Origin of the sequence: Mycobacterium sp. 236(2023), assembly GCF_029623955.1 — a bacterium.
Taxonomy (GTDB): domain Bacteria; phylum Actinomycetota; class Actinomycetes; order Mycobacteriales; family Mycobacteriaceae; genus Mycobacterium.
In genome coordinates this window covers 679,035-704,799 of sequence record NZ_JARSBP010000002.1, presented here as the reverse complement: position 1 = coordinate 704,799, position 25,765 = coordinate 679,035, and the positions used below count along the sequence as shown (strand labels likewise).

26 protein-coding genes and 1 riboswitch are annotated in these 25,765 nt (G+C 67.0%); of the genes, 13 read left to right on the top strand and 13 right to left on the bottom strand.

Going from position 1 to position 25,765, the window contains the following annotated elements; translation table 11 throughout:
* Positions 1 to 38: 38 nt before the first annotated feature.
* The 3 genes from P9A17_RS05975 to P9A17_RS05965 all read right to left on the bottom strand — a co-directional run bounded on the left by P9A17_RS05975 (position 39) and on the right by P9A17_RS05965 (position 2,274).
* A complete protein-coding gene (locus P9A17_RS05975; RefSeq protein WP_347403835.1) occupies positions 39 to 425 on the bottom strand; it encodes a type II toxin-antitoxin system VapC family toxin in 387 nt (128 codons plus the stop codon).
* Entirely contained in the window at positions 422 to 679 is a 258-nt protein-coding gene (locus P9A17_RS05970; RefSeq protein WP_278037659.1) for a CopG family transcriptional regulator, read from the bottom strand. The genes P9A17_RS05975 and P9A17_RS05970 overlap by 4 nt, the downstream gene beginning before the upstream one ends.
* A 119-nt stretch (positions 680 to 798) precedes the next feature.
* Complete coding sequence (locus P9A17_RS05965; RefSeq protein ID WP_278037658.1) at positions 799 to 2,274, bottom strand: gamma-aminobutyraldehyde dehydrogenase; 1,476 nt, start codon at positions 2,272 to 2,274, stop codon at positions 799 to 801.
* Between the two features lie 121 nt (positions 2,275 to 2,395).
* Here P9A17_RS05965 and P9A17_RS05960 point away from each other — a divergent pair, with 121 nt between their 5' ends.
* Genes P9A17_RS05960 through P9A17_RS05950 form a run of 3 tightly spaced genes read left to right on the top strand, consistent with a single transcriptional unit; the run spans position 2,396 to position 5,359 of the window.
* A complete protein-coding gene (locus tag P9A17_RS05960) occupies positions 2,396 to 2,917 on the top strand; it encodes an Lrp/AsnC family transcriptional regulator (protein WP_278037657.1) in 522 nt (173 codons plus the stop codon).
* A complete protein-coding gene (locus P9A17_RS05955; RefSeq protein ID WP_278037656.1) occupies positions 2,914 to 4,302 on the top strand; it encodes an aspartate aminotransferase family protein in 1,389 nt (462 codons plus the stop codon). Before P9A17_RS05960 ends, P9A17_RS05955 begins: the two co-directional genes overlap by 4 nt.
* A gap of 49 nt (positions 4,303 to 4,351) precedes the next feature.
* A complete protein-coding gene (locus P9A17_RS05950) occupies positions 4,352 to 5,359 on the top strand; it encodes an SMP-30/gluconolactonase/LRE family protein (protein ID WP_278037655.1) in 1,008 nt (335 codons plus the stop codon).
* Here P9A17_RS05950 and P9A17_RS05945 read toward each other — a convergent pair.
* The gene (locus P9A17_RS05945) at positions 5,356 to 5,817 is read right to left on the bottom strand and encodes a nuclear transport factor 2 family protein (RefSeq protein ID WP_278037654.1); all 462 of its coding nucleotides are present in this window, start codon (positions 5,815 to 5,817) and stop codon (positions 5,356 to 5,358) included. The two genes, P9A17_RS05950 and P9A17_RS05945, sit on opposite strands and share 4 nt — an antisense overlap.
* 4 nt (positions 5,818 to 5,821) lie before the next feature.
* Positions 5,822 to 6,646 carry an alpha/beta hydrolase gene (locus tag P9A17_RS05940; RefSeq protein ID WP_278037653.1) on the bottom strand — a complete coding sequence of 275 codons (825 nt, stop codon included), beginning with the start codon at positions 6,644 to 6,646 and terminating at the stop codon, positions 5,822 to 5,824.
* Between the two features lie 179 nt (positions 6,647 to 6,825).
* Between P9A17_RS05940 and P9A17_RS05935 the strand changes: the two genes are divergently transcribed.
* Positions 6,826 to 7,125, top strand: a complete 300-nt coding sequence (locus P9A17_RS05935; RefSeq protein ID WP_278037652.1) for a hypothetical protein — start codon at positions 6,826 to 6,828, stop codon at positions 7,123 to 7,125.
* A 63-nt stretch (positions 7,126 to 7,188) separates the two neighbouring features.
* Here P9A17_RS05935 and P9A17_RS05930 read toward each other — a convergent pair whose 3' ends face one another.
* A complete protein-coding gene (locus P9A17_RS05930; RefSeq protein ID WP_278038619.1) occupies positions 7,189 to 8,013 on the bottom strand; it encodes a LuxR C-terminal-related transcriptional regulator in 825 nt (274 codons plus the stop codon).
* A gap of 62 nt (positions 8,014 to 8,075) precedes the next feature.
* Here P9A17_RS05930 and P9A17_RS05925 point away from each other — a divergent pair, with 62 nt between their 5' ends.
* Positions 8,076 to 9,764: an AMP-binding protein gene (locus P9A17_RS05925; protein WP_278037651.1), complete on the top strand. Its 1,689-nt coding sequence runs from the start codon at positions 8,076 to 8,078 to the stop codon at positions 9,762 to 9,764.
* On the top strand, positions 9,764 to 11,377 hold the full coding sequence (locus tag P9A17_RS05920; protein WP_278037650.1) for an AMP-binding protein: 1,614 nt from the start codon (positions 9,764 to 9,766) through the stop codon (positions 11,375 to 11,377). Before P9A17_RS05925 ends, P9A17_RS05920 begins: the two co-directional genes overlap by 1 nt.
* A gap of 327 nt (positions 11,378 to 11,704) precedes the next feature.
* Here P9A17_RS05920 and P9A17_RS05915 read toward each other — a convergent pair whose 3' ends face one another.
* On the bottom strand, positions 11,705 to 12,868 hold the full coding sequence (locus P9A17_RS05915; protein WP_278037649.1) for a metallophosphoesterase: 1,164 nt from the start codon (positions 12,866 to 12,868) through the stop codon (positions 11,705 to 11,707).
* A 254-nt stretch (positions 12,869 to 13,122) separates the two neighbouring features.
* Here P9A17_RS05915 and P9A17_RS05910 point away from each other — a divergent pair, with 254 nt between their 5' ends.
* Entirely contained in the window at positions 13,123 to 14,343 is a 1,221-nt protein-coding gene (locus P9A17_RS05910; protein WP_278037648.1) for a D-alanyl-D-alanine carboxypeptidase family protein, read from the top strand.
* Here P9A17_RS05910 and yhjD read toward each other — a convergent pair.
* From yhjD to P9A17_RS05895, 3 genes are read right to left on the bottom strand one after another with little or no spacing between them, the layout of a single operon-like run.
* Complete coding sequence (yhjD, locus tag P9A17_RS05905; RefSeq protein ID WP_278037647.1) at positions 14,340 to 15,392, bottom strand: inner membrane protein YhjD; 1,053 nt, start codon at positions 15,390 to 15,392, stop codon at positions 14,340 to 14,342. The genes P9A17_RS05910 and yhjD overlap by 4 nt on opposite strands.
* A gap of 15 nt (positions 15,393 to 15,407) precedes the next feature.
* Positions 15,408 to 16,421 (bottom strand): tryptophan--tRNA ligase, encoded by a 1,014-nt coding sequence (trpS, locus tag P9A17_RS05900; RefSeq protein WP_278037646.1) that lies wholly within the window; start codon positions 16,419 to 16,421, stop codon positions 15,408 to 15,410.
* A 34-nt stretch (positions 16,422 to 16,455) separates the two neighbouring features.
* Positions 16,456 to 16,842 carry a MarR family transcriptional regulator gene (locus P9A17_RS05895; RefSeq protein WP_278038618.1) on the bottom strand — a complete coding sequence of 129 codons (387 nt, stop codon included), beginning with the start codon at positions 16,840 to 16,842 and terminating at the stop codon, positions 16,456 to 16,458.
* Between the two features lie 84 nt (positions 16,843 to 16,926).
* Here P9A17_RS05895 and P9A17_RS05890 point away from each other — a divergent pair, with 84 nt between their 5' ends.
* Both P9A17_RS05890 and P9A17_RS05885 read left to right on the top strand, forming a co-directional pair.
* On the top strand, positions 16,927 to 17,529 hold the full coding sequence (locus P9A17_RS05890; RefSeq protein WP_278037645.1) for a TIGR03086 family metal-binding protein: 603 nt from the start codon (positions 16,927 to 16,929) through the stop codon (positions 17,527 to 17,529).
* Positions 17,530 to 17,533: 4 nt separating this feature from the next.
* On the top strand, positions 17,534 to 18,535 hold the full coding sequence (locus tag P9A17_RS05885; protein ID WP_278037644.1) for an alpha/beta fold hydrolase: 1,002 nt from the start codon (positions 17,534 to 17,536) through the stop codon (positions 18,533 to 18,535).
* Here P9A17_RS05885 and P9A17_RS05880 read toward each other — a convergent pair whose 3' ends face one another.
* On the bottom strand, positions 18,536 to 19,348 hold the full coding sequence (locus P9A17_RS05880; RefSeq protein WP_278037643.1) for an exodeoxyribonuclease III: 813 nt from the start codon (positions 19,346 to 19,348) through the stop codon (positions 18,536 to 18,538). It abuts the gene before it with no gap.
* Between the two features lie 70 nt (positions 19,349 to 19,418).
* Between P9A17_RS05880 and P9A17_RS05875 the strand changes: the two genes are divergently transcribed.
* The 4 genes from P9A17_RS05875 (at position 19,419) to P9A17_RS05860 (ending at position 23,674) form a co-directional block, all read left to right on the top strand.
* A complete protein-coding gene (locus P9A17_RS05875) occupies positions 19,419 to 20,249 on the top strand; it encodes an alpha/beta hydrolase (protein ID WP_278037642.1) in 831 nt (276 codons plus the stop codon).
* 64 nt (positions 20,250 to 20,313) lie between these two features.
* Positions 20,314 to 20,433, top strand: a riboswitch (SAM riboswitch).
* 43 nt (positions 20,434 to 20,476) lie between these two features.
* Positions 20,477 to 21,802, top strand: a complete 1,326-nt coding sequence (locus tag P9A17_RS05870; protein ID WP_278037641.1) for a bifunctional o-acetylhomoserine/o-acetylserine sulfhydrylase — start codon at positions 20,477 to 20,479, stop codon at positions 21,800 to 21,802.
* Entirely contained in the window at positions 21,799 to 22,926 is a 1,128-nt protein-coding gene (locus P9A17_RS05865; RefSeq protein WP_278037640.1) for a homoserine O-acetyltransferase, read from the top strand. The genes P9A17_RS05870 and P9A17_RS05865 overlap by 4 nt, the downstream gene beginning before the upstream one ends.
* Before the next feature lie 7 nt (positions 22,927 to 22,933).
* Positions 22,934 to 23,674: a class I SAM-dependent methyltransferase gene (locus tag P9A17_RS05860; RefSeq protein WP_278037639.1), complete on the top strand. Its 741-nt coding sequence runs from the start codon at positions 22,934 to 22,936 to the stop codon at positions 23,672 to 23,674.
* On the opposite strand, the gene P9A17_RS05855 is transcribed toward P9A17_RS05860, so the two are convergent.
* Together P9A17_RS05855 and P9A17_RS05850 are read right to left on the bottom strand one after the other, a co-directional pair.
* Entirely contained in the window at positions 23,643 to 25,109 is a 1,467-nt protein-coding gene (locus P9A17_RS05855; RefSeq protein WP_278037638.1) for an FAD-dependent monooxygenase, read from the bottom strand. The genes P9A17_RS05860 and P9A17_RS05855 overlap by 32 nt on opposite strands.
* Positions 25,102 to 25,707 (bottom strand): TetR family transcriptional regulator, encoded by a 606-nt coding sequence (locus P9A17_RS05850; protein ID WP_278037637.1) that lies wholly within the window; start codon positions 25,705 to 25,707, stop codon positions 25,102 to 25,104. Before P9A17_RS05850 ends, P9A17_RS05855 begins: the two co-directional genes overlap by 8 nt.
* Between the last annotated feature and the right edge of the window lie 58 nt (positions 25,708 to 25,765).

Below are 25,765 nucleotides of genomic sequence, written 5' to 3'. Positions count from 1 at the left end.
ACAACCCGGAATGATATTTCGCGGCTGGGCCCCGACCCTCAGTCGTCCAGGTTGAAGGGCGCCCGCAGAGTGTCGAACATCGGATAGTGCCGGATGTTCAATGTGGCAAATTCGTGGCCCCGCACGTCCACGCTCGCGGCGATCAAATAGTCGCCGAGTCCGATCCCGTTGTTACTGCGTCGGTACTGCCGCCGGTAGTCGCCGGCACGTCGCGCGATGATCTCGGTGACCGGTTCGACGCGAAATGACGCCAGCAACCGCCAGACCTCGCGCCGCTCGGAACTGCGCATCCCGCCGACGATTTCGGCAATGGACACCACGCTGATCGCCAGCGGGCCCTCCCGCCGAGCGCCGGTGAGCCAGTTGCGTGCCGCGTCGACTCCGCGCAGGTGAGCGATCAGAACATCGGAGTCGACCAGGATCACGACGTGCGTCGCCACATCCAGTCGAGATGGCGTTCACGATCACCGGGACTGCGCTCCGGCGAATCCGCGTCACGCAGCACGCCGAACGAATCGCCGATCGCCTTGAGGTCGGATTCCAGATCGTCGTCGGCATTGTTGAGCGCCCGATCCAGCAGGTTGCGGATGACTTCGGCACGTGACACACCCTGCTGCTCGGCGAGCTTGTCGAGACTGGCCGCCTGCGCCTCATCGAGATAGATGTTGGTGCGCTTCATACACCACAACATACACCGCTAGACGTGAGCCCTCTCGCGAGCGCGCACAGAATGCCAGGAATGCCGGCGCGCCGCTGTGCAGACACGCGCGCTCGCGGTGCAAGGTTCCCCTCGACGAACTACCGCTTAGTGAAAATTGTTCTGTGCCAACCCTTGTCGACCGTGCCCGTGATGTCGCTCATCACATGCTTGATCGATAGGTATTCCTCGAGCGAGTACTGGCTCATGTCCTTGCCGAAGCCAGAAGCACCGAAACCGCCGTGCGGCATCTCGGAGATGATCGGAATGTGGTCGTTGATCCACACACAGCCGGCGTGAATTTCACGCGAAGCCCGTTGTGCGCGATACACATCCCGCGTCCACGCCGACGCCGCCAACCCGTAGGCGGTGTCGTTCGCCTGCCGCAGCGCATCGTCGTCATCGGTGAACGACCGCACGGCCAAGACCGGGCCGAAGATCTCGTCGCGCCACACCTCTGACTGCTCGGATACATCGGCGATCAACGTCGGCCGGTAGAACGACCCCGGACCCTCCGGTGCGACACCGCCCGTCACGATCCGCCCGCCCTCCCCCGGCGCGCGCTCCACCATGCCCGCGACCTTCGCCCGGTGCGCCTTCGTGATCAGCGGGCCCAGATCCGTATCCGGATCCGCCGGGTCCCCGATGACGATCGACGACATCACCTCGGCGACGCCCGCCACGAAGTCGTCGTACAGATCCCGCGACACGATCGCGCGCGTGGCCGCCGTGCAGTCCTGCCCCGTGTTGATCAGCGACCCCGCGACAGCTCCGTACACAGCCGCATCCAGGTCCGCGTCGTCGAACACGACGAACGGCGCCTTGCCACCCAGCTCCAGCTGCGTGCGATGCCCATGTTCCGCGGCGGCGAGCATGACGCGCCGCCCCACTGGCGTCGACCCCGTGAACGTCACCATGTCCACGTCGGCATGCCCGGCCAGCGCCGCGCCGACGTCCGCGCCGGCACCCGTCACCACGTTGAACACGCCGTCCGGCAGCCCCGCCTCCGAGGCCAACCGGGCCAGCGTCAGCGTCGTCAGCGGTGTGATCTCCGCAGGCTTGATCACCACCGAACAACCGGCCGCCAACGCGGGCAACACCTTCCATACCGCCATCTGCAGCGGGTAGTTCCACGGCGTGATGGTGGCGACGACACCGACGGCCTCGCGCCGGATCGACGACGTGTGATCGCCCGAGTACTCCGCCGACGCCTTGCCTTCGAGGTGTCGCGCCGCGCCCGCGAAGAAGTCGATATTGTCGACGCTGCCCGGAACGTCGAACTCGGTGGCGAGCCGCACCGGCTTACCGGTCTGGCTCACCTCCTCCTCCACCAGAGAAGTCGACGCCTCGTCGGCCAGCTTCGCGAGCTTGGCCAGCACCGCCGAACGCTCCGCAGGGGTCGCCCCCGCCCAGCCCCCCAACGCCGCGCGCGCTGATGCCACGGCCGCATCGACATCGACGGGTTGCGCCAAGGCATACTCGGCGACGGGGGTGTCGGTCGCCGGATTGACGACCTGATGGATGGGTCCGCTGGTCTTCACCGGCGCGCCGTCGATCCAGCTGCTTGCGACAGTCATGGGTCAACGCTATCGCGGACAAGGCCCGAGAGCTACGCATACCGCATCGTCAGACAGCCCCAACAATTGATTTCGCCGTCATGGTTGCCCGATACGACGGATTCCGTGCACAATCTCATGCATGGCTAACCCCGGGTTACCGCATGCCGTCGGGCCCGTCTCGTTCCGTGTCAATCAGTCTCGCCCGGGCGCCGCATTCCAGCTCGACGAACTGTCCAAAGCGATCATCGAGAAGCTCCAACAGGACGGTCGCCGCTCCTACGCGGGCATCGGAAAGGCCGTCGGGCTGTCCGAGGCCGCCGTCCGGCAACGCGTGCAGCGCATGGTCGACGCCGGGGTCATGCAGATCGTCGCCGTCACCGATCCCCTGCAGCTCGGTTTCGCACGTCAAGCGATGATCGGCATCAAGTGCACCGGCGACACCACGAAGATCGCCCAGAAACTCGCCGAACTCGAATCCGTCGATTACGTCGTGCTCACCGCCGGCTCGTTCGACGCCATCGTCGAGGTCGTCTGCGAGGACGACGACAGCTTGCTCGAACTACTCAACACCCAGATCCGCGCACTGCCGGGAGTGATATCCACCGAAACCCTTGTCTATCTCAAACTCGTTAAACAGCAATACAATTGGGGTACACGATGACCATCATCTCCGAAACTGAAACTTCCTCAACCTCCGCCATGGGCGCCAAGGCGAACCGTCATCTGTGGGGGCATTTCGCTCGCCACGGCGCGGGCATCACCCCGACGATCATCACCCGCGGTGAAGGCGTCAACATCTGGGATAGCAACGGCAACAAGTACATCGACGGACTTTCCGGCCTGTTCGTCGTCCAGGTCGGGCACGGCCGCGCCGAACTGGCCGAGGCGGCCGCCAAGCAGGCCGAAAGCTTGGCGTTCTTTCCGCTGTGGTCCTTCGCGACGCCGCCGGCGATCGAGCTCGCCGAACGCATCGCCAATTACGCTCCCGGTGATTTGAACCGCGTCTTCTTCACCACCGGCGGCGGAGAAGCTGTCGAGAGCGCCTGGAAGCTGGCCAAGCAGTACTTCAAGCTGACCGGCAAACCGGGTAAGTACAAGGTTCTTTCGCGCTCCATCGCCTACCACGGCACGCCGCAGGGCGCGCTCGCCATCACCGGTATCCCTGCGTTCAAGGCGCCGTTCGATCCGCCGACCCCCGGCGGCTTCCGCGTCCCCAACACGAACTTCTACCGGGCACCGGAGCAGTACAGCACCGACCCCAAGGCCTTCGGCCGGTATTGCGCCGACCGCATCGCCGAGGCCATCGAGTTCGAAGGCCCCGATACCGTCGCCGCAGTGTTCCTCGAGCCCGTGCAGAACGCCGGCGGCTGCTTTCCACCGCCACCGGGATACTTCGAGCGGGTCCGCGAGATCTGCGACGAGTACGACGTGCTCCTGGTGTCCGATGAAGTGATCTGCGCCTACGGCCGCATCGGATCGATGTTCGCCTGCAACGACTTTGGCTACGTGCCCGACATCATCACCTGCGCGAAAGGTCTGACGTCGGGGTACTCGCCGATCGGCGCGATGATCGCCAGCGACCGGCTTTTCGAGCCGTTCGACGACGGGCAGACGGTGTTCGGGCACGGCTACACGTTCGGCGGGCACCCGGTGTCGGCGGCGGTGGCATTGGCCAACCTCGACATCTTTGAGCGCGAGGGCATCAACGACCACGTCAAGGAGAGCGCTCCGGCCTTCAGGTCGACGCTGGAGAAGTTGTACGACATCCCGATCGTCGGCGACGTCCGCGGCGAGGGTTTCTTCTACGGCATCGAGCTCGTCAAGGACAAGGCCACCAAGGAAACTTTCAACGACGACGAGTGCGAGCGTCTGCTGCGCGGCTTCCTCACCCCCGCCCTGTTCGAGGCTGGGCTGTACTGCCGCGCCGACGACCGCGGCGACCCGGTCGTGCAGCTCGCCCCGCCGCTGATCTGCGGGCAGGCCGAGTTCGACGCCATCTACGACATCCTGCACAACGTCCTCACCGAGGCTTCCGCCCGGATGTAGGCGTCGGGCGGTGAAGCCCCCAGCGGCTGGCCCGGGGATTAACGTCGTCATGGTGAGCACAGCCAAACCGCCGATCGATCCGGCGCGTTGGAACGCACCGCCCGTCGACCCGCTGCCCGAACTCCCGCGCGCCGAACTCACGTTGGTGCCGGTCCCGGGCGGCGAACCGGAAGACGTCGTCGTCGACGCCGACGGCAACCTGTGGGTCGGCGCACGCGACGGCGGCATCGTGCGGCTTGCGCCAGACGGCACCGCGCCCGAGGTGATCGCCAACACCGGGGGCCGTCCGCTCGGGCTCGCCTTCGCGCACGACGGGCGCCTTCTGGTGTGCGACAGCCCGCGCGGGCTACTCGCCCTCGACACGACGACTGGTGCCATCGAGACACTGGTGACGTCCATCGGCGGACGTCCACTGAGGTTCTGCTCGAACGTCACCCAAACCGACGACGGCACAATCTACTTCACCGAATCGACCAGTGCTTTCACCATCGATCACTACGTGGCTGCGATCCTGGAAGCGCGTGGCCGCGGCGCGTTGCACCGCCTCGAGCCCGACGGCACCGTCACCACGCTCGTCGACGGGCTCTACTTCGCCAACGGCGTCACCCCGACCGCGGACGGCTCGGCGCTCGTCTTCGCCGAGACGCAGGGCCGCCGGCTGTCGAAGTACTGGCTCACCGGCCCCAAAGCGGGATCGGTCACGTCGTTGGTTGCGAATCTGCCCGCAATGCCCGACAACTTGTCGACGGGCCCCGACGGCAGAATCTGGTGCGCGATGGTCACTGCCGCCAATGCCGTGGCCGATCGATTCGCCGGCTGGGCGCCGGTACTGCGCAAGGTCGTGTGGGCACTCCCCCCACGCTTGCAGCCCAAACCGACGGCCGTGGTGTGGGCGGTCGCATTCGATCCCGACAGCGGCGAGGCGGTCAGTGGACTGAAGATGACGCACCCCACCTTCAGCATGGTCACGGGGCTCGTGGAGGTCGGTCACCGGCTGTGGCTCGGCAGCATCGGCGGCCCGCACCTCGGCTGGGTCTACCTCCCGACGACGCTTTAGAGGCCGAGGTCGCTGAGCCCTGGATGGTCTGCCGGCCGCGGCCCGCTGGAATCCCAATGGAACAGCCGTTCGCCCTCGGCGATCGGAACGTCGTTGATGCTCGCGTGCCGCGCCTTCATCAGACCGTCGGCGACGAACTCCCAGTTCTCGTTGCCGTAGGCGCGGTACCAGGCGCCGGATTCGTCGTGGTACTCGTAGGCGAACCGCACCGCGATCCGGTCCGCGCCGTAGGCCCACAGCTCCTTGATCAGCCGGTAGTCGAACTCGCGCTGCCACTTGCCCGTCAGGAACCCGACGATCTCGTCGCGCCCCTGCACGAACTGCGACCGGTTGCGCCACCAACTGTCCGGCGTGTAGGCCAGCGCCACGCGCTGCGGATCCCGCGTGTTCCACAGATCCTCGCCGGCACGGACTTTGGCCACAGCGGAGTCGTGGGTGAACGGCGGTGCAAGCGACATGAGGTCAGCCTTTCAGGAACTCGAGCAGTTCAGCGTTGACCACATCGGCGTGCGTGGTGGGCATGCCGTGCGGAAAGTCCTTGTACGTCTTGAGGATTCCGTTCTTGAGCAGCTTGGCGGACTTCGGCCCGGCGGCGACGTAGGGCACAATCTGGTCGTCTTCGCTGTGCATCACCAGCACCGGCACTGTGATCTTGGTGAGGTCCTCGGTGAAATCGGTCTGCGAGAACGCGACGATGCCGTCGTAGTGCGAGTAGGCGTCACCCATCATCCCTTGGCGCCACCAGTTCGCGATGATGGCCTCCTGCGGCTCGACACCGGGACGGTTGAACCCGTAGAACGGCCCGGAGGCGAGATTGCGATAGAACACGGACCGATTGGCCGCCAGCTGCGCCTGCAGATCGTCGAACGCCTCCTTCGGCAACCCTTCCGGATTGGCCTCGGTGCGCACCATCAGCGGCGGTACGGCGCTGATGAGCGCGGCCTTGGCCACCCGGTCCTCGCCGTGGCGGGCCAGGTACCGCACCACCTCACCGCCGCCGGTCGAGTGTCCGATGTGGATGGCGTCGTGCAGGTCCAGGTGGGCCACGACGGCGGCGAGGTCGTCGGCGTAGTGGTCGACGTCGTGCCCGCCCGGCGTCTGGGTGGATCTGCCGTGCCCGCGCCGGTCGTGAGCGATGACGCGATAGCCCTGCCGGAGAAAGAACAGCATCTGGTTGTCCCAGTCGTCTGACGACAGAGGCCAGCCGTGGCTGAACACGATGGGCTGCCCTGTGCCCCAGTCCTTGTAGAAGATGTCGGTGCCGTCAGAGGTGGTGAGGATGCTCATGGTCTCACCTAAGACGCCTCCCGGCGATCGGGCATCGACGCTGACCGCCATCACATCTACCGGTTAACCCCCAGATCGATTCCTGCCAACCGGCATCGAAATCCTGCCACGTGAAATGAACCTGCGGGACCGAGGGTTTATCCCATCAGAACCGACAAAAGGGAAGAGCAGGAACCGAAATGAAGAACCTCGCGATCACCACCGCCGCCGGAGCCGCACTCACCGCCGGGTTGTTCGCCCTGGCCGCCCCCGCCGCAGCAGCGCCCGCAGGCGGCGACGCACAAGACACCATCAGCCAGCTGGAAGCCGACGGCAACCGCGTCATCGTCAACCGGCTGTCCGACACCCCCTTGTCCCAGGCCACCGTGGTCGGTGTCAACCCGGGCGCCGACATCCGCGGAACCGTTGCAGGGCAGGGCGACAGCAGCGCCCAGCAGAACACGATCACCGGCAAGATCTACTACGTGAACGTCCAGTAGTAGCTTCACCAGACTCAAAGGGGCGCCTTCTTCTCCCCCGCTGGAGGCGCCCCTTTGCCGTGCCTAGGGAATGAGCCGCAGCAGCCGGGCCCGCGACACCGATTCGTACCGGGTGCGCGTCCCCAGCTTCGTTGCCGCACTGTGTAAATAGCTCTTGACGGTCTCTGGCTTCAGTGAGAGGCGCTGTGCAGCTTCGGCATTGGTGCAGCCGAGAGCGACCTGAGCCAGCACATCCAGCTCACGCGGAGCGAGTGCCACGACGGGTGAGTCCTCGGCCGCCCCCGACAGCGTTTCGGCCATGGCGCGCAACCGTTCCTGCATCGCAGGCGGTGCGGAAACGGCTAGCAGCCGAAGCTCGGCGTGCACCTCGCGGATCTTCTCGGCACTCACATCGCCGCGGTTGGCCAGCTGCGTCTCCCGCAGCCTCAGCCGCCTGTCCACCTCGTCGCGGATGCGCAGCTCTTCGCTGAGCCGCCGCGCCGATTCCACCAACAGGTCTGCCGCGCGCCCGCCGAACGGCGCGGCGCTGCGGTAGGCGCCGTAGAGCATTGCGCGGGCCCGGCCGTCGACCAGAACCGGCACCGCCAGCACCGACTGGATCCCCTCGGACAGCACCGGGCCGTCGTAGTCGTGGGTGATCGACGATGCGCTGCGGTAGTCCGCCACCGACAGAGGCCGGCCGGCCACCATGCTGGCCCCGCCGAGGCCGGAGCTGGACCGCACGGCCAGCCCACGCAGGCCGCCGGTCCGCACACCCAAGTACTCACTGATGAGCAACGTGTCGCCGTGCACCTCGCCGCCGAACATCACCGGAACGTCACCCGTGGCGGCGACTTTCCGCAGCTCAGCGCGCAACGCATCGCCGTCGCGCGGGCGCAGGAGAAGCATCCGACCGATACCCAACTTTCGGGGGTAGTGCACGGGCAAGTGTGACCTGGATCCTATTAGGCATGGCCACCAACACCGAGCTGTTCCGCAACGCCCGTGACCACCTGGTCGACGCCATAGCCGACTACGACAAAGCCGTCGACACGTTTTCGTGGCCCCGGCTGACGGGTGCCTTCAACTGGGCGACCGACTGGTTCGACGTCATCGCCTGCGACAACGACCGCGTCGCGCTGTGGATCGTCGAAGAGGAGGGCAGCGAGACCAAGGTGACGTTCGACGAGATGGCGCGCCGTTCGGATCAGGTCGCCTCATGGCTGTCCGGGCTCGGCGTCGCCAAGGGCGAGCGCGTCATCCTGATGCTCGGCAACCAGGTCGAGTTGTGGGAGGCGATGCTGGCGGTCGCGAAGCTGGGCGCGGTCATCATGCCGACGACGGGTGCACTCGGACCTGCCGACCTGGCCGACCGCATCGGCCGGGGTGGCGCCGGTGTCGTCATCGCGAACGCCGCGGACGCACCGAAGTTCGACGACGTGCCCGGCGGGTACACCCGCATCGCCGTCGGCGATGCCGTCCCCGGCTGGCACCCGTACTCGGACTCGTTCTCGGCGACACCGCAGACGCTGGACCCGGGCACGACCGTCGACGATCCGCTGCTGGTGTACTTCACCTCAGGCACCACGAGCAAGCCCAAACTCGTCGAGCACTCCCAGATCAGCTATCCCGTCGGACATCTCACGACGATGGCGTGGATCGGCGTCAAACCCGGCGACGTGCATCTGGCGATCAGTTCACCGGGCTGGGCCAAGCACGCGTGGAGTTGTTTCTTCGCGCCGTGGATCGCCGAAGCCACGATTTTCGTCTACAACTACAGCCGGTTCCAGCCGGCGGCGCTGCTCGAGCAGATCCGACGGGCCGGTGTGAACACGTTCTGCGCGCCCCCGACGGTGTGGCGGATGCTCATCCAGTCCGACCTCGGCGAGAAGCCCGCCGCGCTGCGGGAGGTGCTCGGAGCCGGGGAGCCGCTGAACCCCGAGGTCATCGGCGCGGTGGAGCGCGCCTGGGGGCTGACGATCCGCGACGGGTTCGGCCAGACCGAGACCACTCTGCAGGTCGGAAACACTCCGGGACAACCGGTCAAGGCAGGCTCGATGGGCCGTCCGATGCCCGGCGTGCCCGTCGTACTGGTCGACCCGCTGACGGGTGAGCTCGCCGACGAAGGCGAGATCTGCCTGGACCTGAGCCGCGCACCGGTGAACCTGATGACGGGATATCTCGGCGACGACCACCGCAACGCGGCGGTGATGCGCGACGGCTACTACCACACCGGCGACGTCGCAGGTCGCGACGCCGACGGCTACATCACCTACATCGGGCGCACCGACGACGTCTTCAAGTCCTCCGACTACAAGGTGTCCCCGTTCGAACTGGAGAGTGTCCTCATCGAGCATCCGGCCGTCGTCGAAGCTGCCGTCGTGCCGCAGCCCGACGACACCCGGCTGGCGGTGCCGAAGGCCTACGTTGCGCTCGCCGACGGATGGGCGGCCGACGCCGACACCGCGCGGTCGATCCTCGAGCATTCCCGAGACCACCTCGCCCCCTATCTGAAAGTGCGGCGTGTGGAGTTTTACGAACTGCCGAAGACGATCTCGGGCAAGATCCGTCGGGTGGAGCTGCGCCGCCGCGAGGAGGACGCGCACCACCGCTCACAGCCGATCGACACCGAATACCGATACGAAGACCTGGTGCAGTGATGAAGTCCATTGACGCGGGCCCGAAAGACACCCCGATCCTGGAAGAGACGATCGGTGCCAACTTCGAGCGGATCGCCGCGACCTATCCCGGTCACGAGGCGCTGGTCGACGCGCCGAGCGGCCGACGCTGGACCTACTCCGAGCTCGACGATGAAATCGACACGGTGGCAAGGGGTTTGATGGCACTCGGGGTTGCAGCGGGCGACCGCGTCGGCATCTGGGCACCGAACTGCCCCGAGTGGACGATCACCCAGTACGCCACCGCGAAGATCGGCGCGATCCTCGTGAACATCAACCCGGCCTACCGGACGCACGAACTGCGCTACGTACTCGACCAGTCGCAGGTGAGCACACTGATCTCGGCCACGCAGTTCAAGACGTCCGACTACGTCGCGATGATCGACGAGGTACGCCCCGAAGTCGTTGCGCTGCAACGTGTCCTGTTCATCGGCACGCCGGACTGGGATGCGTTGCGCGCCGGCGCCGCCGACGTCGACGATGGTCAGCTGAGGAAGCGCGGTGCGTCGCTGTCGAACCGGGACCCGATCAACATCCAGTACACCTCGGGCACGACAGGCTTCCCGAAGGGCGCCACCCTGTCGCATCGCAACATCCTCAACAACGGCTTCTTCGTCACCGAGCAGATCCGCTTCGGGCCCGGGGATCGCCTGTGCATCCCGGTGCCGTTCTATCACTGCTTCGGCATGGTGATGGGCAACCTGGGCTGCACCACGCACGGCGCGACGATGGTGATCCCTGCCCAGGCGTTCGACCCGGGCGCAACCCTGCGTGCCATCGAAAAGGAAAGGTGCACAGGCATTTACGGGGTACCGACAATGTTCATCGCGATGCAGAACCACGCCGAGTTCGCCCAAGTCGACCTGTCGTCGCTGCGCACCGGCATCATGGCCGGCGCCGTCTGCCCCGTCGAGGTCATGAAGCGCTGCATCGAAGAGATGCACCTGACGGAGATGTCGATCGCGTACGGCATGACCGAGACGTCTCCGGTGTCATGCCAGACGCTGCACGACGACGACCTGGAACGTAGAACGTCGTCGATCGGCCGCGTTCATCCGCATGTCGAGATCAAGATCATCGACCCCGAGACCGGCGACGTGGTGGACCGCGGTGAGCCGGGAGAGTTCTGCACGCGGGGTTACTCGGTGATGCTGGGGTACTGGCGCGATGACGCCAAGACCGCGGAGGCCGTCGACGCGGACGGCTGGATGCATACCGGTGACCTGGCGGTGATGCGGCCCGACGGCTACTGCAACATCGTCGGACGCATCAAGGATCTCGTGATCCGCGGCGGCGAGAACATCTATCCCCGCGAGATCGAAGAGTTCCTCTACACCCATCCCGATATCGAGGACGCGCAGGTGATCGGCGTGCCCGACGACAAGTACGGCGAGGAGTTGTGCGCCTGGATCCGCATGAGGCCTGGCCGCGACTCCGTCGACGCGACCACGCTGCGCCAGTTCGCGGACGGCAAGCTCGCCCACTACAAGATCCCGCGCTACGTGCACATCGTCGACGAGTTCCCGATGACGGTGACGGGCAAGATCCGCAAGGTCGAGATGCGCGAAGTGAGCACCCGGGTTCTCAACCTGTAGACCTGTACGCACGGAGAAGGGGCGCCCCCACCACCAGGAGCGCCCCTTCTCCGCGCGACTAGACGACCCGCAGGGGCGGGGTCAGCGCTCGGGATTGAAAGGCTGGGTGCCTGCGCATGGCCTCTTCGAGTTCGCGCGATCGCCGCTCTGCGGCCTTCCACGCGGGATGGGTATCGAGTCGAACAACAACGGCGCCTGTTTCCGTCATCATCCACGCCCTTTCAGTGAACTCTGTGTTCTTTAAGGGTGCTGGCCGCTCCTGAGCGTTGAGACCAGAAGAGACCGTGAAGTTGCTTAGAAATGCCCCTTCGTCCGCTCATCTAAACCTCAGCCACCGACAAGTTGGATCACGCTGATATCCGGTGGCGCCCCCACACGGACGGGCGGTCCCCAGAACCCGGCCCCGCGCGACACATACAGCTGCGTGTCCCCCACCGTCGACAAGCCCGCCAGCGACGGCTGTGCCAGCTCGACCGCGTAGTGGAAGGGCCACATCTGGCCGCCATGGGTGTGGCCGGACAGTTGCAGATCGACACCGCGATCGGCGGCGTCGGCGACCATGATCGGCTGGTGAGCCAGCAGCACGGTCGCACCGGTGGGGTCTACGCCGGCGAGCGCCCGGTCGAAATCCGGCGGGTCCGACCGCTCCTCTCCGGCGATGTCGTTGACGCCGGCAAGCGCGAACGCCGCACCGCCGCGCGAGATCCGTGTGTTCTCGTTGCGCAGCACATTCAGACCGAACCGTTCCAGCTCCCGCATCCATTCCGCGGTGTCGTCGACGAAGTATTCGTGGTTGCCGGTGACGAAGAACGACCCTTCGCGCGCCACCAGATCCTGCAGCGGTTCCGCCGCGGCGCCCAGTTCCGCGACGGTCCCGTCGATGAGATCGCCGACCACGGCCACCAGATCCGGCTCGGTCTCGTTGATCATCCGCACGATGCGTTCGGTGTGCGCGCGACCCAGCAGCGGACCGAGATGGATGTCGGACACCACCGCGATGCGAAAGCCGTTGAACGCCGGGTCGAGCCGCGGCAACCGCACCGGCACCCGAAGCACATCAGGCGGTCCCAGTGCCCGGGCGACACCGAATCCCGTCACGCCGACGGCGGCGACGCCGGCCGTCAGCGCGGCGGTCCGCGCGAGGAACAGTCGCCGGTCGGGTTGCTCGGGCGCGTCGGGTTCGGTGCGTTCTGGGGCGCGCTTGACCCACCGGCGCAGCGCCAGCCGAACCGGTTCGAGCACCAGGGAGGCCAGGAACAGATAGGCGAGCAGGCCGAACCACAGGTAGCCGGGCCACGCGAGCCATCCCGACTCCTCCACATCGAAGAACCGGGGCACGAACAGCGTCGCGACGAGCAGCAGCATCAGCGCGACAACGAGGGCGGACAGCACGCGGCGGGAACGGCCGGGCCGGGTCGCGTCCCTGACGTATCGCTTCCAGACGTACAGGTGCATCAACGCAAGGACAGAACCCAGAACAAGAATGAACATGCACGCCCTTCACGCGGCTCACAGGAAATCACCAGCCTAGTGACGCCAACCGCGTCGGCCGCGATTGCATTCCAGCCGGTTCCCGCAGCCAGAGTGCGGCCAGATCGCCCATCCCGGGGATTTCGCGATCTGTGCGCACTCTCGGCGCCCCGCGCCGCGCGGTACCCCGGCCAGTCACATTTGAAACTCTGACCACACCAGTCACCGCGTGGCTCCCGGATCGGAGGCGCCGCATCGCTTAATCTGCGCGGACGATGGCGACCTTACGCACTGTCCTGACGCGCGCATCGGCGCTGGTCACAGCCTCCCTGCTGACACTGGCACCTGTTGCTGCCGCCCAGCCCGACCCGGCGGCAGACCCGTGCCCGTACCGCGTGTCGACACCACCGGCCGTCGACGCCTCAGAGGTTCCGAAGCCTGGCGATCCGACGCCCGGTCCGCTGGCTGTGCCCGCCAAGCCGGTGGGCGGAGACGCCATGTCCGGTTGCGGGATCATCGTCGCCCCCGGCACCCCGCCGGTCCCCGGTGACGTCTCCGCCGAGGCTTGGCTGGTCGCGGATCTCGACACCGGCGACGTCATCGCCGCCCGCGACCCACACGGAAGGCACCGACCCGCCAGCATCATCAAGGTGCTGACCGCCATGCAGGCGATCACCGACCTGCCGCTGATGAAGACGGTGCCCGGCACCGAAGAGGACGCCGCCCAGGAGGGCACCAAGGTCGGTGTCGGAGAAGGCGGCATGTACACCGTCAACGACCTGCTGCACGGCCTGCTCATGTACTCGGGCAACGACGCCGCGCATGCGCTGGCGATGCAGATGGGCGGCATGCCGACCGCCCTCAACAAACTCAACGTGCTCGCCGGCAAGCTGGGCGCCCGCGACACCCGGGTCGCCACGCCGTCGGGCCTCGACGGCCCCGGCATGAGCACCTCGGCCTACGACATCGGCCTCTTCTACCGGTATGCCTGGCAGAACCCGGTGTTCACCGACATCGTCGCCACCCGCTCCTCGGAGTTCCCGGGCCGCGACGGCGCCGGCTACCCGATCGAGAACGACAACAAGCTGCTCGCAAACTATCCGGGCGCGATGGGCGGCAAGACCGGCTACACCGACGATGCGGGCCAGACGTTCGTCGGCGCCGCCGAGCGGGATGGCCGCCGCCTGGTCGCGGTCCTGATGCGCGGAACGAGGCAGCCGATCGCACCGTGGGAGCAGGCCGCCAGGCTGCTGGACTACGGCTTCGCTCTCCCTGCCGGCACCAAGGTCGGCACGCTCGTCGAACCGGACCCGTCGCTGCAGGGCACGGAAGGGGACACCGCCGCAGCGACATCGGCGACGAAGAACAACGCCGGCGCCGTGCTGCCCGATGTCGACGCGACGCCCGTCCGGATCGGCGTCGGCGTCATCGGCGCGGCCATCGTCTTCAGCCTGATCATGGGCGCGCGGGCACTCAACCGCCGCCCCGCCCGCTAACGTCTCCGGCGCGAAAAGCTCAGCGCGCCAAGCGCTCCCACTGCAAACGCGGTTGCGGCCTGCCAGATCTGCAGCCCGGGCCGCGCGATGATGCGGTTGTTGATCACCGCGGGTTCAGGCGGGGGAATCTCGTTCTCGCCCAAGTTCTCGGGTGTCGTCGCCGCCCAGCAGGTGGAAAACAGGATCAGCCGGGACGTGATGTAGGCGAACACCATCAGGCCCAGCACCGGACCGAACGTCGCGCCGGCGGGACCGGTGAGCACCGAACGCAGATAGATCGACGCGACCAATTTGAACACTTCGAACGCGACCGCGGCGATGAGGCCGGCGCGCACGCTGCTGCGGAAGCTGATCGACTCCCGGGGCAGCCGGGCGATGATCCAGCTGAACAGCAACCACGACACGAGCACCGACACCGTGATCGAAGTCAACCGAAGCACGACGCTGAGAACCGGGGAGTCCGGAAAACCGAACCAGTTCAACACGTTTTCCATCACCGACGAATTGCCGAGCGCGGACAGGGCGAGCGTGACGACGATCGCCAGGAACGTCGACAGCAGCGCGCCGAGATCCGACAGCTTGGTCTTGATGAACCCGGGTGGCTCGTCGCGGAACCGGCCCCACATCTGGCTCAGGGCCTCACGCAAATTGGCCATCCAGCCCAACCCAGCCCATGCGGCCGCCGCCAGACCGATGATGCCGACGGTCCCGCGCGAGTCGATCGCCGAATCCATCAGGGTGACCAGTTGCTGACCGAGATCACCGCTGAACGTCGACCTGATCCGCCCCTCCACGTCGTCGAGCAGCTCCGGCTGGTTGGCCAGCACGAAGCCGCCGATCGCGAAGCCGACCATCAACAGCGGGAACATCGCGAAGATGGTGTAGTACGTGATGCCCGCGGCGTAGAAGTCGCCTTTGCAGTCGTTGTAACGCTGCTGCGCGCGCATCACGTGGTCGAACCACGGCATCCGCGCGCGGAGCCGGTCGAGGAGACCGGGCTTCTCTCCGGCGTCGGTGGTGGAGTCGGTCACTGCGGGTGGCGCGGTCATCCAACCCCCTTGTGGTTATCGAGACGCTAGGAACCCTAACCGGTCATATACCCGGCGCAGCGTTTGTCCAGACACCTCGCGTGCACGCTGAGCACCGGTGGCCAGCACGCTCTCGAGTTCGGCCTGATCCCTGAGCAATTCGTCGACCCTGGCTTTGATCGGCGTCACGAACTCGACGACAGCCTCTGCCGTTTCCTTCTTCAGATCGCCGTATCCGCGGCCCGCATAGCCCTCGACGAGCTTGTCGATGTCGGTGCCCGTCACCGCCGCCTGGATCGTGAGCAGGTTGGACACCCCGGGCTTGGCGTCGCGGTCGAAGCGGATCTCACGCTCGCTGTCGGTGACCGCCGAGCGAATCTTCTTCGCAGTCTTGGCCGGATCGTCGAGCAAGCTGATCAGCCCGGCGTCGGACTCGGCGGACTTGCTCATCTTCGCCGTCGGATCCTGCAGGTCGTAGATCTTGGCGGTGGCCTTCGGGATCATCGCCTCGGGGACGACGAATGTGTCGGGGAACCGTGCGTTGATGCGTCCGGCGACGTCGCGGGCGAGCTCGAGATGCTGGCGCTGATCTTCCCCGACGGGCACCAACTCGGTGCCGTAGAGCAGCACGTCGGCCGCCATCAGCACGGGGTAGGTGAACAACCCCACGGTGGTGGCGTCGGCGCCTTGCTTCAGCGATTTGTCCTTGAACTGCGTCATCCGCGATGCCTGCCCGAAACCGGTGAAACATCCGAGCACCCAAGCCAATTCGGCGTGGGTCGGGACGTGGCTCTGCACGAAGACGGTGGCGCGGGCGGGGTCGATGCCGAGAGCGAGGTACTGGGCGGCGGTGACGAGGGTGCGCTTGCGCAGCGTCGCCGGGTCCTGCGCGACGGTGATCGCGTGCAGATCGACGACGCAGAAGTAGGCGTCGTATCCGTCCTGCAGGGCGACCCACTGGCTGACCGCCCCCAGCGCATTGCCCAGGTGCAGTGAGTCAGACGTGGGTTGCGCGCCCGAGAAGACAACGGGCCTGGCTGTGGTGCTCATGATGAATTCCATCTTTCCACTGGCCCCCGGCGCGTCATTCTCGGGTCAGCCGCTGCAGCGCGCGCAGGAACACCGCACGCTCCCCGGCGCTGAGCTCCCCGAGCCAGTGCTCCTCGCCGCGTTGGATCTCCGCCTGGACGGCGTCTTTGACCGCACGACCCTTGTCGGTGATCGCGAGGAGCCGAACCCGCCGGTCGTCCGGGTCGGGGTGGCGCTCGATGTAGCCATCGTCCTGCAGCTCGTCGAGGGTGCGGATGATGCGCGTCTTGTCGGCGTTGATCGCCTCCGCGAGCGCAGCCTGGGTGCGGAACGCACCGCGGTCCAGCGTGCACAGCACCGCGTAGCCCCACATCGTGACGCCGTGGCGGGCCAGCACCGGCTCCTCGGCGGCGATCAGCGCGCGGACCAGCGGCACGAGCATCGCTGCCAGGTCGGGACGCGAATTGGGTGACACCGACCCAGGGTAAGCATTGCGCAATCATATGCTCCTGCTTACTATATGCTCATGCGTACTTTCAAGGAACTGCATCACACGGCGCTCCAGTCCTCCACCGACATCGTCAGCACGGTCCGCCCCGACCAGCTGACGCTGCCCACCCCGTGCGCGGGGTGGCGCCTCGCCGACCTGCTCACCCACATGACCGCCCAGCACCACGGGTTCGCCGCGGCCGCCCGCGGTCACGGCGCCGACCTCGGCCGGTGGCGTACCGAACCTCTCGCCGATGCCGTCGCCGCCGACCCCGCAGGCGCCTACGCCGCCGCGGCCCGCGACGTCCTCGAGGCCTTCGCCGCCCCCCGCGTCGAGGATGTCGCGTTCGCCCTGCCCGAGTTCGGAGCCGACGTCACCGTGCCAGGCGCCATGGCGATGGGCTTCCACTTCGTCGACTACGTGGTGCACGGCTGGGACGTCGCCGCGTCACTGGGGCACCCGTTCTCCGTGCCCGACGACGTCGCCGCCGCCGCCCTGCCGATCGCGCTGGGTGTGCCCGACGGCGAGGTGCGCGACGCGGAGAACTCGCCGTTCGCACGCGCGACGACGCCGGCCGACACCGACGACGACTTCGCGCGCATCCTGCGCCATCTGGGGCGCAATCCCGAATACCGTTAGGCCCGTGCGCCGATTCGCGATCGCCCTCGCCTGTTTGATGGTCACGTCGATGCTCGGCGCCGGAAACGCCCATGGCGCACCGCAACCCGCGGGGCGCGCGGTGGTGATCGTGTCCGGCGGCGACGCTACGAGCCCGTTCACGACGCCCGACCAGGCGTGCATGTCAGGCCTGGCCGCGGGAAACACCGACACGGCGCTGCGGCAGCACCTGCTCGACCACGGCTACCGGGCGTTCACGTCCCCTGCCCTGGCGGGCCGAGGCCCGGTGGTCGACCAGGCCGGGTTCGGTGCGTTCGGGAACTGCCCGATCACGTTGCCCGAGAACATGACTGTCAACTCCACCGGCAGCATCGACACCGCGGGCGAGCATCTCGCGCGGTTCCTCACCCACCTGCACGACACCTACGGCGTCAGGGAGATCGACGTCGTCGGCCACTCCATGGGCGGGCTGTACTCGCGCGCCGCGTTCCGAGTACTGCAGAGCCTCGGCTCCCCCATCAGGATCCGGTCGCTGACGACGATCGGCACACCGTGGCAGGGGTCGTACCTGTCCGACTACGCCAACGGCATCACGTCGAGGTCCGACTGCCTCGGCGACCGGTTCTGCGAGGTCGCGATGGACGGCATGAAGGACGAGGTGCAGCGGCTGATGGCCGGCTCCGGGCGTGAGGTCAACCAGGCGTTCCTGATGGGCCCCGACGGCTGGAACGACTATCAGACCGGGGTGCTCGACGGGATTCCCGTCACGTTGATCGCCGGCAACCGCTTCGCCGCGCCCGCAGCCGGCGCGAACCCGACGGTGTGGCCGAACGACGGCATCGTCGCCGAGTGGAGCGCCCTGGCCACCGACATCAGCTCACGGGTGCTGCCGAACCGGCGGACGTTCACGTTCGACGACACCCACAGCATCTACGTCTCGAATGAGGCCGGGCTGCCCTGGGAGACGGGACTCACGTGGGATCCGCGGGTGCTCGGCGTGGTTCGCGACGCGATCGATGCGGCGTGATCAGCCGTAGGCGACCGTGACCGGGCAGTGGTCCGACCAGCGCAACGCGTAGGCAGCCGGGCGTTCGGTCGCGACCGACGCGACGCGCGCGGCCAGTCCCGGCGTCGCCAGGTGGTAGTCGATGCGCCAGCCCGCGTCGTTGTCGAACGCCTTGCCACGCCAGGACCACCACGCGTACGGGCCCGCCACATCCGGGTGCGCCACCCGCACCACGTCGACCCAGCCGGTGCCCAGCAACTCCGTCAGCCACTGCCGTTCCTGCGGCAGGAACCCGGCCTTCTTGACGTTGCCCTTCCAGTTCTTGATGTCGTTCTCGGTGTGGGCGATGTTCCAATCGCCGCACAGCACGGCGTCTTTCCCGGCCGCCAGTAGCACCGCCATTCGCGTTGCGACGGCGGCCATGAACCGTTCCTTCTCCAGCTGACGGTCCGTCTCGGCCTCGCCGGTCGGGAAGTACACGCTGGCCACCGTCACCCCCGCCGTGTCGGCCTCGACGTAGCGTCCATGGGTCGCGAATTCCTCGGCGCCGCAGCCGATTCTGATGTCGTCGATCGGCGCGCGAGACAGCACCGCCACGCCGTTACGGCCCTTCACCGACGGTTCCGCCGAGGCGAGATGCCACCCGTCGGCCAGTACCGGGCCCAGCGCATCGGTCAGTTGATCGTTGTCGGCGCGCGTCTCCTGCAGACAGACGACATCGGCCGTCGTCTCCTTGAACCACGGCAGCATCCCGAGGTTCTCCGGGGAGCGCTGCTTGACCGCCGCGCGGATGCCGTTGACGTTGATCGTGCTTACCGTTATGGGCCGCGTCACGTCCGCAGACCCTAACCGAAGCGCACCACTGCTTCTTGCGGTACCGACGGTATCACCTTATCGTCGGCCCATGGCGCCACGAGACCCGATCCACGCCGGGACCGGCGAACCGATTCTTTTGCTGCATCCGTTCCTGTGCTCCCAGAACGTCTGGAACACGGTGGCCGGCCAGCTCGCCGACACCGGCCGCTTCGAGGTGTATGCGCCGACGATGGTCGGCCATCACGGCGGGGAGAAGTCCCCGACCTGGCTGCTCGACACCACACACTTGGTGGACGACATCGAGCGGCGCCTTGACCAGCTCGGATGGGAGACGGCGCACGTCGTCGGGAACTCATTGGGCGGTTGGGTCGCGTTCGAGCTCGAACGCCGGGGACGGGCTCGCACACTCTCCGCGATCGCCCCCGCGGGCGGCTGGTCGCAGCACTCTGCCACTAAGTACGAGACCGTTCTCAAGTTCATCGCGGGCGGCCCCGCGCTGATCGCCGCGCGGTTGCTCGGACCACGCATCCTAAAGCTGCCCGGCGCGCGCAGGCTGGCGACCCTGCCGGTCAGCGGCCCCGCTGACGGCCCGTCGCAGGCCGACCTGCTGGCGCTGATGGAAGATGCCACCCACTGCAGCGCCTACCTGCAACTGCTGGTCAAGACGCTGCGACTGCCGGGCCTGCTGGAGCTGGCCAGCCTGGGCGCCCCGACGCAGCTCGTGCTGTGCGAAAAGGACCGCGTGTTCCCCACCCCGCGCGGGAACCGCTACTTCCTCGATCACCTGCCCAAGGACACCCGCGTGGTCCGCCTCGACGGTGTGGGCCACATCCCGATGCTCGAAGCACCCGGGATCGTCACGGAGCTGATCGCCGGATTCGTCGACGAACACACCAGCCCGAACGAAGCCATCGGCTGACCGTCGACACAGGCGCGGCCAACCTAGTGGCATCGTCTGCGCCGCGTGAGATACAGTTCGTTTCGGTCATGAGTGCCAGCGCATAGCCCCGGCTTGCTGGCCGGCAACCCTCCAACCGCGGTGGGGTGCCCCGGGAGACGACCAGGTTGAGTAGCCGACCACGGCTATAAGGCAAGCGCGGGTCCACCGTGAAATGGGCCCCCCGGTTTCATGGAGGAGCACGTCAAATGACCGAACCCGATCCCACTGCTGCGTGGGCGTTCGAGACCAAGCAGGTGCACGCGGGGCAGACCCCCGACATCGCGACCAACGCGCGCGCCCTGCCGATCTACCAGACCACCAGCTACACGTTCAACAGCACCGAGCACGCCGCGGCGCTGTTCGGGCTGGCCGAGCCGGGCAACATCTACACCCGCATCATGAACCCGACGACCGACACCGTCGAGCAGCGCATCGCCGCGCTCGAAGGTGGTGTGGCCGCGCTGTTCCTGGCGTCGGGGCAGGCTGCGGAAACGTTCGCGATCCTCAACATCGCCAACCACGGAGATCACATCGTCTCCTCGCCCCGGCTCTACGGCGGCACGTACAACCTCTTCCACTACACGCTGCCCAAGCTGGGCATCGAGGTGTCGTTCGTCGAGAACCCGGACGATCTGGAGTCGTGGCGCGCGGCGGCCCGGCCGAACACGAAGGCGTTCTTCGCCGAGACGATCTCCAACCCCCAGATCGACATCCTCGACATCCCTGGCGTCTCGGGCGTCGCGCATGAGATCGGTGTGCCGCTGATCGTCGACAACACCATCGCCACGCCGTATCTGATCCAGCCACTCGCCCACGGCGCCGACATCGTCGTGCACTCGGCGACAAAGTATCTGGGCGGGCACGGCTCGGCGATCGCCGGAGTCATCGTCGACGGCGGCACGTTCGACTGGACCAACGGGCGATTCCCCGGGTTCACTGAACCGGACCCGAGCTACCACGGTGTCGTCTTCGCCGAACTCGGCCCGCCTGCCTACGCGCTCAAGGCGCGTGTGCAGCTGCTGCGCGACCTCGGCTCTGCCGCTTCACCTTTCAACGCGTTCCTCATCGCCCAGGGCCTGGAGACGCTGAGCCTGCGCATCGAACGCCACGTGTCCAACGCCCAGCGGGTCGCGGAGTTCCTGGAGGCGCACCCCGACGTGACGTCGGTGAACTACGCCGGTCTGCCGTGTTCACCGTGGTACGAGCTCGGGAAGAAGCTGGCCCCGAAGGGAACTGGCGCCGTGGTGGCGTTCGAGCTCGCAGGCGGGATCGAGGCGGGCAAGGCGTTCGTCAATGCGCTGTCACTGCACAGCCATGTCGCCAACATCGGCGACGTGCGGTCGCTGGTGATCCATCCGGCATCGACGACGCACCAGCAACTCTCGGCCGAAGAGCAGCTGGCCACCGGCGTGACGCCGGGTCTGGTTCGGCTCGCGGTCGGCATCGAGGGGATCGACGACATCCTCGCCGACCTCGAGCAGGGTTTCGCCGCCGCCAAGGCTGTGCACTCCAGCGCTGTGGGTGTGTCGTGACGATCGTGGATGTGACAACGGATTTGGTAACCCTGCCGCCTGAAGGCGAAGTCGGCATCGTCGAGATCGGCAACCTCACGCTGGAGAACGGCGAGGTCATCGAGGATGCGTTCATCGCGGTGCAGCGGTGGGGTGAACTCTCGCCCAACCGAGACAACGTCGTCGTCGTTCTGCATGCCCTGACCGGTGATTCACACATCACCGGCCCCGCCGGACCGGATCATCCGACCCCGGGCTGGTGGGACGGCGTCGCAGGCCCCGGGGCGCCGATCGACACCGACAAGTGGTGCGCGATCTCGACCAACGTGCTCGGTGGCTGCCGCGGCTCGATCGGTCCCAGCTCGGTGGCCCCGGACGGAAAAGCCTGGGGCTCACGTTTTCCCGTGATCACGGTGCGTGACCAGGTGAGCGCCGATGTGGCCGCGCTCGAGCGCCTCGGCATCACCGAGGTGGCCGCCGTGATCGGCGGATCGATGGGCGGCGCACGGGCGCTGGAGTGGATCGTGGCTCACCCGGACAACGTCCGCTCGGCGCTGGTGCTTGCCGTCGGCGCACGTGCCACCGCCGACCAGATCGGCACCCAGAGCACTCAGGTGGCGGCGATCAAGGCCGATCCGCACTGGGCCGGCGGCGACTACCACGACACCGGCCACTCTCCCGATGCCGGACTCGAAATCGCCCGGCGATTCGCCCATCTGACGTACCGCGGCGAGGCCGAACTCGACGACCGGTTCGGTAACGACGCCCAGGCCGGCGAGGACCCGGGCACCGGAGGCCGGTACGCCGTGCAGAGCTACCTGGAATACCAGGGCCGGAAACTGTTGGCGCGCTTCGATGCCGGGACCTACGTCACGCTGACCGACGCTCTGTCCAGCCATGATGTGGGACGCGGCCGTGGCGGAGTCGCTGCGGCGCTGCGCGACTGCCCGGTGCCGACGGTCGTCGGCGGAATCACCTCCGACCGGTTGTATCCGCTGCGGTTGCAGACCGAACTGGCCGAACTGCTGCCCAGCTGTGAACGACTCGACGTCGTCGATTCGGTGTACGGGCACGACGGCTTCCTGGTGGAGACCGACGCCGTCTACAAGTTGATCCGGCGGACGCTGGAGCTGGCATGCAAATGAGCGGGCGGTGAGTCCGTCACCGGATCCCCGCCCGCTGTCTTTCGGCGCGGAGGCGGCCGCCTACGAACGAGGTCGTCCGTCGTACCCGCCGGAGGCGATCGACTGGCTCCTGCCCGACGCCGGTTCGAATGTCCTCGACGTGCTCGACCTCGGCGCCGGCACAGGCAAACTGACCACCCGGCTGGTCGAACGCGGACTGAATGTCATTGCGGTGGACCCGATCCCCGAGATGCTGGAACTGCTGTCGTCGTCGCTGCCCGACACGCCTGCACTGTTGGGCACCGCCGAGGAGATCCCGCTGCCCGACGACAGCGTCGACGCCGTACTGGTCGCCCAGGCATGGCACTGGTTCGACGAGGAGCGGGCGGTCAAGGAGATCGCCCGCGTGCTGCGGCCCGGCGGCCGACTCGGCCTGGTGTGGAACAACCGTGACGAAAGGCTGGGCTGGGTCAAGGATCTCGGCAAGATCATCGGCCACGAGGTCGACCCGTTCAGCCAGATGGTCGAGTTCGCCGCGCCGTTCGGAGAATCGGAGCGACACCTCGTCGAGTGGACGAACTACCTGACGCCGCAGGCTGTCGTCGATCTGGTTGCCTCGCGCAGCTACTGCATCACGTCGCCCGAACAGGTGCGCACCCATACGCTGGACCGGGTGCGGGAACTACTGAACACCCACCCCGCGCTCGCCAACAGCAGCGGGCTGGCGCTGCCCTACGTCACGGTCTGTATACGCGCGACGCTGAGCTGAACCACCGCGATACCGCCTCGTCCAGCCCGGGTTTCGCGAGATCGTCTGCGGCCCAGGCGACATAGCCGTCGGGGCGCAGAAGCATCGCCGCAGGTCCCTCGACGACGTCGCGCACGATTACAGGGCGCGCGTCGTGAAGCAGTTCTGCCACGCGACGTCCGTCGGCGAGCGTGAAGTCCGGCACCAGATAGCCCGACAGCGGGTGGTCGTCTCCGACGTCGTAGCGCACATCCGATCCCGCGAGGAGCGCGCCGATATGACCGGCAACACCTGGGACACTCATCAGCTCGGTGAAAAGCTCGCGCAGAGCGCCGATTTCGGGACCCGGCGAGAAGAGCGCGGTCTGTGACATCGAATGCATCATGACCCGCCGCCCGACCGGGTACCGCTCACTTTCGTACGTGTCGAGCAACCCGGACGAGGCCTGGCCGGTGGCGGCGGCGGCGAGCTTCCAACCGAGGTTCATCGCATCCTGCAAACCCAGATTGAGACCGGGGCCGCCCATGGCGGAATGGACGTGCGCCGAATCCCCCAGTAGCAGGACGCGTCCCGCGCGGTAGCGCGTCGCTTGGCGCGTGTTCTGTCCGGCGATCCGGCGCAGCGCCTGTGGGCCGCCGTCGGCGGGCTCCTCGATCGGGAGATCGACACCCAGTACCCGCGAGACGCTGTCACGGAGTTCGCCCACCGTCATCGGATTCTTATCTGACGCCGAACCGGCGGCCCCGGAACCGAACTCGATCGTGCCGAGCATGGGCCTGCCCGGCTCGAACTCGGCGTAGACGATGCCGCCGCGATCCAGCCGGGTATGCCCGAACTCGACCCTGCCGAATCCCGGCACGTCCAGCCCGCCAGAACCGGTGCGCCACTGCTCAGGAACGCGCACGTGCCCGATGCGGGCCACCGTGTCGGCCGTGTGACCGGGAAAATCGATACCCGCCAGTTTGCGCACCGCGCTGCGCCCGCCGTCGGCGCCGACGAGATACTGCGACGAGAACGCGTAGACGCCCTCCGGTGCCGCCACGGTGGTGACGATGCCGTCACCCCTGTCCTCGAAGCCAACGACCTCGTGGCCCCAGCGGACCTCGGCGCCGAGCTCGCGGGCGCGGGCGTACAGCAGCCGGACCAGTTCCGGCTGCGCGATGAGCTGCGCGTACACCGGATTGTCGGCGACTTCGGCGAGAGGCACCGGGACTCCCGAGAACATCCATGCCGCAACCGGTTTCGGTGCCGACGACGATTCGGCGATCCTGGCGTAGAGCCCGCGCATGTCGAGTTGACGCACCACCTGGCCGACGAGCCCGTTGGCCTTGGGTTCTTCGCTGGGCGCGGGCAGCCGGTCGACGACGACGGCGCGCACGCCCGCCAGCGCGAGCTCGCACGCCAGCATCAGGCCGTTCGGCCCCGCTCCCGCGATGATCACTGGTGCTTCAGGCATTTCGCGTGCTCCCTTCGGGCAGTCCTGCGGCTATCGCCGCAAATCCTTGACGCAGCAGATCGACATAAGGTGTGGGAGGGTCGGCACTCGTGTAGCTGTCCACCGCCGCTTCCCCCACCGCACGGATCGCACCGACGACCAGGCGTGGATACATGTCGCCAGGCTGGGCGCCGACCCGGTCGGCGACAGCGACAACCCACTCCTCGACGAGCGTCTTCGACACCGCGGCGCGGGCTTCGGGCGCCAGAAGAACTTTGCGAATCTCGTCGCGTTGCGCAGCCGTCGGGACCACACCCGCGGCACCTTCCTCCAGCAGCGGGTCGATGACCGACTCCGAGATCGCATCCCACAGCGGTTGATCGGCCGGTTGGTCGCGAAACCGTGCCAGCGCCAATTGCATTCGTTCAATCTGGCGGTAGGCCACGGCCTCGTACTTGTTGGAGAAGTAGTTGTTGAAGGTCCGCAACGACACCCCGGCCGTCGCGGCGATCTCGTCGCGGGTGACGTGATCGAGCCCCCGCTCGAAGGCGAGCGCGAGCGCGGCGTCACTGAGCGCACGTCTTGTGTCCAACTTCTTACGCTCGCGCAAGCCCGTCATGACTCCGACCGTACCCCAAATATTGCCCGATAGGCAATAATGCCTAGTGGGCAATAAA